The organism is Candidatus Allofournierella excrementavium, assembly GCF_048526665.1.
Taxonomy (GTDB): domain Bacteria; phylum Bacillota; class Clostridia; order Oscillospirales; family Ruminococcaceae; genus Allofournierella_A; species Allofournierella_A excrementavium.
Map to the genome: position 1 here is coordinate 16,554 of NZ_DBGFPE010000047.1, position 11,994 is coordinate 28,547.

Annotated in this window: 9 protein-coding genes; all 9 read left to right on the plus strand. The window is 66.5% G+C overall.

Translation table 11 applies throughout. The annotated features are described in order from the left end of the window. The first annotated feature begins 135 nt into the window (after positions 1–135). The 9 genes from spo0A to dtd all read left to right on the plus strand — a co-directional run bounded on the left by spo0A (position 136) and on the right by dtd (position 11,986). The gene (gene spo0A, locus ACMI1Q_RS10820; protein WP_177522434.1) at positions 136–882 is read left to right on the plus strand and encodes a sporulation transcription factor Spo0A; all 747 of its coding nucleotides are present in this window, start codon (positions 136–138) and stop codon (positions 880–882) included. 108 nt (positions 883–990) lie between these two features. Then, a complete protein-coding gene (ispF, locus tag ACMI1Q_RS10825; RefSeq protein WP_419503766.1) occupies positions 991–2,106 on the plus strand; it encodes a 2-C-methyl-D-erythritol 2,4-cyclodiphosphate synthase in 1,116 nt (371 codons plus the stop codon). A 114-nt stretch (positions 2,107–2,220) separates the two neighbouring features. Then, positions 2,221–3,108 carry a diadenylate cyclase CdaA gene (gene cdaA / locus ACMI1Q_RS10830; RefSeq protein ID WP_330056752.1) on the plus strand — a complete coding sequence of 296 codons (888 nt, stop codon included), beginning with the start codon at positions 2,221–2,223 and terminating at the stop codon, positions 3,106–3,108. After that, positions 3,089–4,369, plus strand: a complete 1,281-nt coding sequence (locus tag ACMI1Q_RS10835) for a YbbR-like domain-containing protein (protein ID WP_419503767.1) — start codon at positions 3,089–3,091, stop codon at positions 4,367–4,369. The genes cdaA and ACMI1Q_RS10835 overlap by 20 nt, the downstream gene beginning before the upstream one ends. Continuing rightward, positions 4,369–5,961 (plus strand): NAD(P)/FAD-dependent oxidoreductase, encoded by a 1,593-nt coding sequence (locus ACMI1Q_RS10840; protein WP_419503820.1) that lies wholly within the window; start codon positions 4,369–4,371, stop codon positions 5,959–5,961. The genes ACMI1Q_RS10835 and ACMI1Q_RS10840 overlap by 1 nt, the downstream gene beginning before the upstream one ends. A gap of 38 nt (positions 5,962–5,999) precedes the next feature. Further along, complete coding sequence (locus ACMI1Q_RS10845) at positions 6,000–7,286, plus strand: hypothetical protein (RefSeq protein WP_419068536.1); 1,287 nt, start codon at positions 6,000–6,002, stop codon at positions 7,284–7,286. Between the two features lie 19 nt (positions 7,287–7,305). Continuing rightward, the gene (gene recJ, locus ACMI1Q_RS10850; protein WP_394980180.1) at positions 7,306–9,339 is read left to right on the plus strand and encodes a single-stranded-DNA-specific exonuclease RecJ; all 2,034 of its coding nucleotides are present in this window, start codon (positions 7,306–7,308) and stop codon (positions 9,337–9,339) included. A 3-nt stretch (positions 9,340–9,342) separates the two neighbouring features. Then, the gene (locus ACMI1Q_RS10855; protein WP_419503768.1) at positions 9,343–11,508 is read left to right on the plus strand and encodes a RelA/SpoT family protein; all 2,166 of its coding nucleotides are present in this window, start codon (positions 9,343–9,345) and stop codon (positions 11,506–11,508) included. Positions 11,509–11,536: 28 nt separating this feature from the next. Beyond that, a complete protein-coding gene (gene dtd / locus ACMI1Q_RS10860; protein ID WP_177522601.1) occupies positions 11,537–11,986 on the plus strand; it encodes a D-aminoacyl-tRNA deacylase in 450 nt (149 codons plus the stop codon). Positions 11,987–11,994 lie beyond the last annotated feature (8 nt).

Sequence of the window (11,994 nt, forward strand, 5' to 3'; positions counted from 1 at the left end):
GCCGCTTTGCGCGGATTTAAGCCCGCAAAGCGGCGCGTATGGTGGCGCAGGAGCGAAAAAAGTCTTGCATAAATTGGTAATATATGGTAAAATTGGTTCCGTTAAGGGAAATACACAATTTGGAGGAGAAGAAAAATGGAACCGATCAAATTCCTGATGACGGATACCGGCGCGGGCTGCACCGCTGCCTGCAAGGCGGCCCTGGAGGCCAAGGGCGTGGAGGTGCACGTGTGCGAGAAGAACGGCGCGGCGGCGCTGGACGCGCTGCGCACCCAGCGGCCCCAGGCGGTGCTGCTGGACGCCTTCATGCCCGAGCTGGACGCCATCTCGGTGAAGCAGCGCTACGAGCAGGAGGGCGGCCACGCCCAGTTCTACGTCACGGGGGCGTTCCAGAACGAGCAGCTGGAGCAGGAACTGCTGGACAGCGGCTTTGCCTTCTACTTCCTCAAACCCTTCGACGAGACCAGCCTTGTCAGCCGGGTGACCCGGGCCTCCGGCGCGCCGGCCCAGGGCCGCGGCGCGTCCAGCGACGAGGTCACCGTCACCGAGATCCTGCACCAGATCGGGGTGCCCGCCCACATCAAGGGCTACCAGTTTTTGCGGGACGCCATCCTGCTCACCGCCGCCGACCCGGACTATATCAACGCGGTGACCAAGCGCCTGTATCCCCAGATCGCCAAGCAGAACGGCACCACCGCCAGCCGGGTGGAGCGGGCCATCCGCCACGCCATCGAGGTGGCCTGGGACCGGGGCGACGTGGAGGTGCTGAACAGCTATTTCGGCTACACCATCCACAACCTGCGGGGCAAGCCCACCAACTCGGAGTTCATCGCCATGATCGCCGACAAGATGCGCCTGGACAAAAAGCAGCGCCGCGCCTGAGGGAGCGCGGCATCCCATCCACCGGCTTTCGCCGGTGGATTTTTTTGCGTATATCCTTTATAATAATATACAAAAACGGCGGTGCGCCAAAAAACGGAGGGCTGCGCGATGGAAAAAACGGTCACGGCGGTGCTGGTGGCGGCGGGTTCGTCCCGCCGGATGGGGTTCGACAAACTCTCGGCCCCGCTGGGCGGCGGCACAGTACTGTCTGCCAGCGTGGCGGCCTTCGACCGCCACCCCCTCGTCACCGACCTGGTGCTGGTCACCGGGGCGGACGAGACCGCGGCCCGCGCCGCGGCGGCCCGCTGCAAAAAACCGGTGACGCTGGTGAAGGGCGGCGCCACCCGGGCCCTCAGCGCCCTGGCGGGGGTGCGTGCGGCGAAAGGGGAACTGGTGGCCATCCACGACGCGGCCCGTCCCTTCGTGAGCGAAGAAGTCATTACCCGGGTGCTGGAAGCGGCGGAAAAGACGGGTGCGGCGGCCCCGGCGGTGCCGGTGAAGGACACCATCAAGCTGGCGGACGAGGCGGGCCTTGTGGAGAGCACCCCGCCCCGCCAGAAGCTCTTTGCCATGCAGACGCCCCAGTGCTTTGACCGGGCGGCGTATCTGGCCCTGGCCGGCGACGAGGCGGTCACCGACGACTGCCAGCTGTTCGAGCAGGCGGGCCGGCCGGTGCAGCTGGTGGCGGGCGAATACGAGAACTACAAGATCACCACCCCCGACGACCTGAAAGGAGAAACGACCATGCGCATCGGCCACGGCTACGACGTACATAAACTGGTGGAGGGGCGGGACCTCATCCTGGGCGGGGTGAAGATCCCCTATGAAAAGGGCCTTCTGGGCCATTCCGACGCGGACGTGCTCACCCACGCGGTGATGGACGCGCTGCTGGGCGCGGCGGCCCTGGGGGACATCGGCAAGCACTTCCCGGACTCGGACCCCGCCTATAAAGGGGCGGACAGTCTGGCTCTGGCCCGCCATGTGGCGGCGCTGCTGGCCGAACAGGGATACCGCCCGGTGAACGTGGACGCCACCATCCTCTGCCAGGCGCCCAAGCTCGCGCCCCACATCCCCGCCATGGCGCAGAATCTGGCGGCGGCGCTGGGCATGGAGCCGGGCGCGGTGAGCGTGAAGGCCACCACCGAGGAGCATCTGGGCTTCACCGGCCAGGGCCTGGGCATCGCCGCCCATGCGGTGGCCCTGCTGGAAGGCGGCAAAGTGTAAAATCTGGCGGCCTGCCGCGAAAAAAACTTTGCAAGAAAACAACGGTATGTTATACTGAAAGTTGAGATTTTCGGCGCCCGGCTGACCCGGCGCGCCTGACAGGGAGGGCTTGGTTTGGCAGACTGGTTTGAAAGCGGAACGCTGACCATGGTATTCAACAATTTCCGTGCCATCACCCAGGACCCGCGCAACATCCTGGACATCCTGATCGTCGCCTTCGTCGTGTATGAGGTGATCGCCCTGGTGCGCAAGACCCGGGCGGCGCAGGTGGCTAAGGGCGCGGTGGTGCTGCTGGTGGGCTACGCCGTGGCCTACGCGCTGGAGCTGCGCACCGTGACCTATCTGATGAACGCGGTGCTGCAGATCGGTTTTCTGGCGCTCATCGTGCTGTTCCAGCCGGAACTGCGCCGCGCGCTGGAGCAGGTGGGCCGCACCGACAAATGGGCGTCGAACCTGTTCCACAGCCGCCGGTCGGACCCCAGCCTGCGAGGCAAGTGGCAGAACGCCTGCCTTGCCATCTGCGACGCCGCCGAGCAGCTCTCCGACACCAACACCGGCGCGCTGATCGTGCTGGAGCGGGGCTCCAATCTCTCGGAGATCATCCGCACCGGCACCGCCATCAACGCCGACGTGAACCCGGAGATTTTGGGCACCATCTTTTATGAGGGCACCCCCTTGCACGACGGCGCGGTGGTGGTGCGGGACGGCACCCTCAAGGCCGCGGGATGCGTTCTGCCCCTGTCGGACAATCTGGAGATCGGCAAGGACATGGGCACCCGTCACCGGGCGGCCCTGGGCATGAGCGAAAACTCCGACGCGGTGGTGGTGGTGGTCAGCGAAGAGACCGGCATCATCTCCATGGCCAAAAACGGTGTGCTGATCCGCCGTCTGGACCGGCAGAATCTGTTCAACCTTCTGCAGGAGGAACTGGTGCCTCCCGAGGAGAAGGAATCCAAGAAGGCGCTGTTCTGGAGAGGGAAACATGAAAAAAAGAAAGATTGACCGTTCCTTTTTGAACAACCGGGGCGTGAACATCCTGCTCTCGCTGGGCATCGCCCTGCTCATCTGGACCATCGTCACCGTCTACATCGACCCGGACCAGACCAACAGGCTCAAGGGCGTGCCGGTGAACTTTGAGCAGGACAGCCAGATGTACACCAGCCTCGGGCTGGACATCATCAACGACCCGATGGCCCAGGTCACGGTGGAACTGGCGGGCAACGGCACCGACGTCTACGCCCTTACCGCCGAGAATGTGCTGGTCTACCCGGATTATTCCATCGTCAAGGGCCCGGGCACCTGGGAGCTGAACCTGCTGGTGCGGGTGCTGGGCAACAGCGCCTCCCGCGTCACCGCCTCCACCTCCGACACCGTGACCGTGGTGTTCGACACCATCGAGAGCAAGGAGTTCACCGTGCAGGTGGAGATGGACCAGCAGATCACCATCGCCGACGGCTATGTGCTCCACAGCACCACCGCCGCGCCCTCCATCGTGACGGTGCGCGGGCCGGAGAGCGAGGTGGAGAAGATCGGCAGCATCGTGGCCAAGGTGCCCGCCAGCGCCGACCTGGAGAACCTGTCCACCAGCAAGATCGCCACCGTCACCCTGGAAGTGCGGGACGTGAACAACCAGCCCATGGACCTGGAATTCTCCAGCCTGGACAACTCCATCGTGGACGTGAACCTCACCGTCTATCAGAACGCGGAGCTGCCCCTGAGCGTCAATTTCATCAACTATCCGCCCAACTTTGACCTCAATTCGCTGGACTACACCCTCAGCCAGGAGACCATGGTGGTCTCCGGCCGCTCGTCGGTCATCCAGAACCTCACCGAGATCACCGTCAGCGACTTCGACCTCTCCAGCTTCCAGCTGGACAAGGTCTATCAGCTGCAGGTGAACCTGCCCAAGGGGGTGGAAAGCCGTGACAACATCACCACGGTGAACCTCACCTTCAACACGCAAGGCTATGCCACCAAGACCATCAACGTCAGCCAGATCCGGGTCATCAACCAGCCCGCCAACATGGAGATCAAGGCCCTGGATTCCCGCATCAGCAGCGTGACCCTGGTGGGCCCCGAGGAGGAGCTGGAAGCCCTCAGCCCCAACAGCGTGGTGGCCGTGGTTGACGCTTCCGACATCCAGATCGCGGAAGGCCGCGAGAAGCTGGCCGCCAGCATCCAGATCCCCGCATCCACCACCATCTTCGCCACCGGCAGCTATTCGGTGGAGTGTCAGGTGAGCGCCAGCGGGGCACAGAGCTGATGCTGCTGGTGCGCGGTGTGCGCCTGCCCCTGGATACGCCCCGGCCGGAGGCCGAGGCGGCGGGCCGGGCGATGAAAATTTTGAAGATACGCCCCGGCGACGTGGCCGGCGCAGGCGTGGCCCGCCTCTCGGTGGACGCCCGCCACGGCCGGCCCTCGCTGGTGTATACCATCGGCGTGCGCCTCAAAGACGAAGGTGCGGAACTGGCTTTGGCCGGTTCCGCGCCTTGTGTTGCATTGGCCCGCCATGCCCAGTACCGCCCGCTGCCCGGCGGCGCGCCGCTGAACGACCCGCCGGTGGTGGCGGGCCTCGGGCCCGCGGGCCTGTTCGCCGCGCTGGCGCTGGCCCGGGCGGGCTACCGCCCGCTGGTGCTGGAGCGGGGCCCGGCCCTTGAAAAGCGGGTGGCCGCGGTGGAGCGCTTTTTCGCCGGCGGCGCGCTGGAACCAAACGCCAACATCCAGTTCGGCGAGGGAGGCGCGGGCACCTTTTCCGACGGCAAGCTCACCACCCGCATCGGGGATGAGCTGTGCGGTTTTGTCACCGACACCCTGCTGGCCCACGGCGCGCCCGCCGAGATCGCCTGGCAGCAGAAGCCCCATGTGGGCACCGACCTTTTGCGGGGAGTCATCGCCTCCATCCGCGCCGAGATCGAGGCCCTGGGCGGGCGGGTGCTCTTTGAGACTGCCCTCACCGGGCTGGAAGCGAAGAACGGGCGGCTGACCGCCGTGCGCACCACGGCGGGGCTCATCCCCTGCCAGCGTCTGGTGCTGGCGGTGGGCCACTCCGCCCGGGACACCTTCGCCATGCTGGCCGAAAACGGCCTGCCCCTGACCGCGAAGCCCTTCTCGGTGGGCTTCCGGGCCGAGCATCTGCAAACGGACATCGACCGCGGGCTCTACCACGCCGCCGCCGGCCATCCGGCGCTGCCGCCGGGAGAGTACCAGCTGAGCCACCATGTGGGCAAGCGGTGCGTCTACACCTTCTGCATGTGCCCCGGCGGGCAGGTGGTCGCCGCCGCCAGCGAAGAGGGCGGCGTTCTGACCAACGGCATGAGCTACCACGCCCGGGCGGGCAAAAACGCCAACGCGGCGGTGGTCATCAGCGTGGACGGCTCCGACTTCGGCGGCGACGCCATGAAGGCGGTGGCCTTCCAGCGGCAGCTGGAGCAGGCGGCCTTCAGGGCGGGCGGCAGCGACTACACCGCCCCCGCCGAAACGGTGCAGAGCTTTTTGAAAGGGGAGGGCGCCCTGCGTCTTTCCGCGGTGCAGCCCACCTACGACCGGGGCGTGCGCGCCTTCAATTTGGGCAGCCTTCTGCCCGCCGAACTGGCCCAGGGCCTGCGCACCGGCCTTGCCGCCTTTGACCGTAAGCTGCCGGGCTATGCCGGGCCGTCGGCGGTGCTCACCGGCCTCGAGACCCGCACCTCCAGCCCGGTGCGGCTGGAGCGGGGAGCCGACTTCCAGTGCGCCGCGCTGCCGGGGCTCTACCCCTGCGGCGAGGGCGCGGGCTACGCCGGCGGCATCATGAGCGCCGCCGTGGACGGCCTGCGGGTGGCCCGGGCCATCATCGAGGGCAGCGCCCCCGCGGAATAAAACTGTTTTTTCGCCCTTTGCGGGCGCACAGACACCCCTTGGAAAGGCAGGTGGCCGCCATGGCCGAGAACCAGAATCCCAGAGACTCTTATCAATACGAGCGCATGATGCGCCAGCGGATGCAGCAGACTTTCAATGAGCAGAAGAACGCCGGAACGTCCGCGTCCGGGAAAAGCGGCGCAACGCCGCCGCCCCCCGTGCGGGACTCCGCCCAGGAACTGGCCCAGAGCATCCATGAGCTGGGCCGGGTCATCGCCCAGGAGGTGGGCGGCGCTTTGGGCGACGCCACCCGTGAGATGGGCAGCGCGCTGAGCGACGCGGCGCGGGAAGTGGGCAAAAACGCCGCCCGGCAAAAGCAGCACAGCCATGCGCAGCAGGCCGCCCAGCGGGCGGGGGACGCGCTGGCCTCCCGGATGAACCAGGCGGGGTCGAACCTCTCCAACGGCCTGCGGGACGGCCTGTGCATCTTCGGCGGCACCCTGGCGGTGGTCTGCGCGGTGGCCGCCGGCCTCATGGCGCTGACGGCGCTCCTCAGCCTCGCTTTTTTCTTTGATGTGATCGTCCTCATCTCTCTGGTGTTCCTGCTGGGCGTCACCGCCGTTTTCGCTTTCGCCGCCCGCTGGGCCTTCAGCCAGCCCGCCCGCCGCGGGCGTATGCGGCGGTATCTGGCCGCCATGGGCAGCGACCGCTCGGCGCCGCTGCAGCGCATGGCCGAAGCCGTCCGCCGTCCGGTGAACTTTGTCAAGAAGGACCTGGACCGCATGATCCGCCAGGGCTGGCTGCCCGACGCCTTTTTGGATGACGACGACGGGATGTTCTTCATCAGCGCCGCCGAGTACCGCAACCTGCAGCGGCGGCAGGAGGCCGCCGCCCGGGCCGAGGCCGCCCCTTCCGGCGCGAACGAGCTGGCGGAGCTGATGCAGCAGTGCACCGACTTCGATTTTCTGCTGGGCGAGCACATCGCCTCCATGACCGACCAGCCCGAACTGCGGGACAGCCTGCTCCACATGCGGGTCACCACCGCCGACATCCAGAACTGGGTGAAGGCCCACCCCGCCAGCGCGGGCAAGGTGCGCAAGTTCGCCCGCTATTATATGCCCACCACCCTCAAGCTGCTGCGCACCTACGCCGACGTGAAGGACCAGCAGGGCGAGGCGGCGGGCAACATCCGCCAGGAGATCGGCGGCATCCTCACCACCCTGAACACCGCCTTCGACAACCTGCGCAACGACCTTCTCACCGACACCGCGCTGGACATCTCCAGCGAGATCAGCGCCATGCAGACCATGCTGGCCCAGGACGGGCTGGCGGAATACCAATCTTGACCATAAGGAGCTCTGACCCATGAATTTCCGCACCTGGCAGGTACCCAAGCCCGATGAAAAGACCGTGGCCAAACTGGCCGCGGCCATCGGTGCGCCCGGCCTGCTGGCGCGCATCCTTGTGGCCCGCGGGCTGGAAAGCCCCGAAAAGGCCATGGCCTTCCTCACCCAGGACGCTCCCCTGAGCGACCCCTTCGCGCTGAAGGATATGGACAAGGCCGTGGCGCGTATTTTAAAAGCAGTGGATGCGGGCGAAGCCATCGTCATCTTCGGCGACTACGACGTGGACGGCGTCACCGCCACCGCCCTGCTTTTTGAACATCTGCGGGGCATGGGCGCCAGTGTGCGCTGCAAGCTGCCCAGTCGGGACGAAGAGGGCTACGGCCTCACCGTGCCCATCGTGGAAAGCCTTGCGGAAAAGGGCTTCAAGCTCATCATCACCGTGGACAACGGCGTTTCCGCCGTGCAGGAGGTCAGGCGCGCCGCCGAGCTGGGGGTGGACGTGGTGGTCACCGACCACCATCTGCCCGGCGCGGTGCTGCCCGAGGCGGTGGCCGTGGTGGACCCCGCCCGCGCCGACGACGAAAGCCCCTTCAAGTGCCTTTCCGGCGCGGGGGTGGCCTTCAAGCTGTGCGCCGCGCTGGACGGCTGCCCCCCCGAGGAACTGCTGGAGCAGTGCGGGGATCTTGCGGCCATCGGCACGGTGGCGGACGTGATGCCCCTCACCGGCGAGAACCGCACCATCGTCAAACACGGCCTTGCTTTGCTGGAAAACTGCGAGCGGCCCGGCCTTGTGGCGCTGCTGGAGGGCTGCGGCCTGGCCGACAAGCCCGTCACCTCCGAGAACATCAGCTTCGCGCTGGCACCGCGGCTCAACGCCGCCGGCCGGATGGAGACCGCCTCCACCGCGCTGCAGCTGCTGCTGTGCGAAGATTTCGAAAAGGCCCAGGCCCTCACGGCCCGCCTGAACCAGGCCAACGCCGACCGGCAGGCCGCCGAACAGACCATCCTCTCCGAGGCCGAGGCCCAGATCGCCGCCGACCCCGCCCGCCTGCGGGACCGGGTGCTGCTGGTCTGGGGCGAGGGCTTCCACCCCGGCGTCATCGGCATCGTGGCCAGCCGTCTGGTGGAAAAATACGCCCGGCCCGTGCTGGTCATCAGCGTGCAGAACGGTGAGGGCAAGGGCTCCGGGCGCAGCGTGCCCGGCTTCAACCTCCACGGGGCCATCAGCGCCTGCGCGCCGGTGCTCATCCGCTTCGGCGGCCACGCCATGGCGGCGGGGCTGTCGGTGAAGGAGGAGAACATCCCCGCTCTGCGCCGGGCCATCAACGAGTTCGCCGCCAAAGAGTATCCCGTGCTGGAGACCCCGCCCCTGCGCCTGGACGCATCCGTGCGGCTGGACTCCCTCACCGTGGCGGACGTGGAGAGCCTTTCCTATCTGGCCCCCTGCGGCCACGAAAACCCCGCTCCCGTCTTCTTTTTGCAGGACGCGGTGGTGGACGGCGTCTTCCCGGTGAGCGACGGCAAGCACACCCGGCTGCGCCTGCGGCAGGGGAATGGCAGCATCTTCGCCGCCTGCTTCGGCACCGCCCCTGCCCAGCTGGCCTACCAGCCGGGAGATCGGGTGGACGCGGCGCTGAGCCTCTCGGTCTACGAGGGCAAAAACGGGCCCCAGCTCTCCGCCCGGGTGCGGGCGCTGCGCCCGGCGGGCCTGCCCGACGAGGCCGTGCGGCAGGCGGCCCTTTACGAAGCGTTCAACCGCGGCGCGTCCCTCACAAGCGAGGAAAAGCGCCTGCTTTTGCCGGACCGGGCCCACATCGCGGCCCTCTACCGGCTCATCCGGCAGGAGGGCGCCTCGGTGGACGACCTGCTGCCCCTGCTGGCACGCATGGGGGCGCAGAACACCGGGCGCACCCTTGTGGGCCTCAAAGCCCTGCGCCAGCTGGGTCTGGTGCAGGTGCGGCGGGAGAACGGCGCCCGCCGTCTGGCCCCGGCGCCGGTGGAAGGCAAAAAGGACCTTTCCGCCGCGCCCATTCTCAAAGCTCTGGAGGCATGACCCATGGCAGACTACATCACCTATGCTGATTTGAAAAAGGCGGTCACCGACACCGGCCGCCCCTATGACCTGGAAATGCTGGATAAGGCCTACGCCCTGGCGGACGCGGCCCACGCGGGCCAGTTCCGCCGCTCCGGCGAGCCTTACATCTGCCACCCGCTGAACGTGGCGCTGCTGCTGGTGGAGCTGGGCATGGACACCGAGAGCCTTGCCGCCGCCCTGATGCACGACGTGGTGGAGGACACCGCCACCGCTCTGGAGGATATTCAGTCCCAGTTCGGGCCGGACGTGGCGAGGCTGGTGGACGGCGTCACCAAACTGACCAAAATTCAGTTCTCCAGCGTGGAGGAGCAGCAGGCGGAAAACCTGCGCAAGATGCTGCTGGCCATGAGCCAGGACGTGCGGGTCATGATCATCAAGCTGTGCGACCGGCTGCACAACATGCGCACCGGCGACGCATGGCCCGAGCAGAAGCGGCGGGACAAAGCCCTGGAGACCATGGAGGTCTACGCCCCCATCGCCCACCGCCTTGGCATCAGCAACATCAAGGAAGAGCTGGAGGACCGCAGCCTGCGCTATCTGGACCCGGTGGGCTACCAGGAGATAAAGGACCTGCTGGCGGGGGCGGGCGGCGAGACCTTCGTGGCCGAGACCAGCCGCGTCATTCAGCAGCGTCTGGCGGAGAACGGCATGGAGAACGCCGCCATGAAGAGCCGGGTGAAGAGCGTCTACGGCATCTACCGCAAGATGTTCATCCAGGACCGGGACTTCGCCGAAATTTACGACGTCTACGCGGTGCGCATCATCCTGGACACGGTGGCCGAGTGCTACAACGCCCTGGGCATCATCCACGATATGTACCACCCCATCCCCAACCGCTTCAAGGACTATATCTCCACCCCCAAGCCCAACGGCTACCAGTCGCTGCACACCACCGTCATCGGCCACGAGGGCATCCCCTTCGAGGTGCAGATACGCACCCGTGAGATGGACCAGATGGCGGAGTACGGCGTTGCCGCCCACTGGAAGTACAAGGCGGGCGTGCAGGGCTCCGACCGGCTGGACGAGCGGCTGGCCTGGGTGCGCCAGCTGCTGGAGAGCCAGCGGGAGAGCGACGACGCGGGCAGCCTGCTCCAGGACATCAAGGGCGACCTTCTGCCCGAGGAGGTCTTTGCCTTCACCCCCCGGGGCGACGTGATCAACCTGCCCGCCGGCGCCACCGCCATCGACTTTGCCTATGCCATCCATTCGGCGGTGGGCAACCGCATGATAGGCGCCAAGGTGAACGGGCGCATCGTGCCCATCGACCACAAGGTGGCCACCGGCGAAATCATCGAGATCCTCACCGGCCCGGCGGACAAGGGCCCCAGCCGCGACTGGCTCAAAATCGTCACCACCAGCGAGGCCCGCAACAAAATTCGCAACTGGTTCAAGAAGGAGCGGCGGGAAGAGAACATCCAGGAGGGCCGCGAGGCTCTGGAAAAGGAGATGCGCCGCAACCTCATCAACGTGCCGGACGACCAGTGGGACGACTTCATGGCCGAAATTGCCCGCCGCCAGCGGCTCAACTCGGTGGACGAGATGTACGCCGCCCTTGGCTACGGCGGGCTGCAGCTCAGCCGCCTGATGGGCAAGGTGAAGGACGAATACGCCAAGCTCAAGGCCGCCCAGCCGAAGGCCGCCGCCCTGGCGGACATCCCCATCAAGACCACCAAGAGCACCGACGGCGTGGTGGTGGAGGGCATCGACAACTGCCCCGTCAAGTTCGCCAAGTGCTGCACCCCGCTGCCCGGCGACGAGATCGTGGGCTTCATCACCCGGGGCTTCGGCGTGTCCATCCACAAAAAGAGCTGCCAGAACGTGCAGGCCAGCCTCTCCAACCCCGAGAACCGGGGCCGCTGGGTGCCCGCCCACTGGGAGGCCAGCGAGCAGGAGAACTATCAGGCCACCCTGGAGCTCATCTCCATGAACCGCGACGGCCTGGTGGGCGACGTGGCGGTGGCCCTGGGCGAGCTGCGGGTGCCCATCTATGCCATGAGCGCCCGCGCGGTGGACAACGGCCGCGCCGCCATGAGCATCACCCTGGGCATCTCCAACACCGAACATCTCAACAGCGTGCTGGCCAAGCTGCGCAAGGTGCGGGACGTCATTCAGGTCATCCGCATCTAAAGGCCGGCGCGAAGGAGGAAACGAACCTATGCGAGCAGTCATTCAGTGCGTGCGCAAAGCGGACGTGTCGGTGAACGGGGGCGAGCCGAGAGCCATCGGCCCCGGCATCGTCATCCTGCTGGGCGTCAAGGACACCGACACCCTGGACATCGTGCCCAAGCTGGCCGAAAAGTGCGCCAACCTGCGCGTCTTCCCGGACGAGGAGGGCAAGCTGAACAAAAGCGCCGTGGACCTGGGCTATTCCGCCCTGGTGGTGAGCAACTTCACCCTCTACGGCGACACCAAAAAGGGCAAGCGCCCCAGCTATATCACCGCGGCAAAACCGCCCCTCTCCATCGACGCCTACGACCTGTTCCTGGCCGAGATGGAAAAGCAGGGCCTGAAAGAGGTCAAGCACGGCGAGTTCGGCGCGGATATGCTGGTGAACATCGCCAACGACGGCCCGGTGACCATCGTCATCGACACCGACCAGTGGTGAAACGCCCC

Excerpts from the sequence above, each read along its gene's own strand:
- recJ (WP_394980180.1), top strand. The coding sequence starts at position 7,306 with ATGAATTTCCGCACCTGGCAGGTACCCAAGCCCGATGAAAAGACCGTG.
- dtd (WP_177522601.1), top strand. The coding sequence starts at position 11,537 with ATGCGAGCAGTCATTCAGTGCGTGCGCAAAGCGGACGTGTCGGTGAAC.
- ACMI1Q_RS10840 (WP_419503820.1), top strand. The coding sequence starts at position 4,369 with ATGCTGCTGGTGCGCGGTGTGCGCCTGCCCCTGGATACGCCCCGGCCG.
- ispF (WP_419503766.1), top strand. The coding sequence starts at position 991 with ATGGAAAAAACGGTCACGGCGGTGCTGGTGGCGGCGGGTTCGTCCCGC.
- ACMI1Q_RS10855 (WP_419503768.1), top strand. The coding sequence starts at position 9,343 with ATGGCAGACTACATCACCTATGCTGATTTGAAAAAGGCGGTCACCGAC.
- spo0A (WP_177522434.1), top strand. The coding sequence starts at position 136 with ATGGAACCGATCAAATTCCTGATGACGGATACCGGCGCGGGCTGCACC.
- ACMI1Q_RS10835 (WP_419503767.1), top strand. The coding sequence starts at position 3,089 with ATGAAAAAAAGAAAGATTGACCGTTCCTTTTTGAACAACCGGGGCGTG.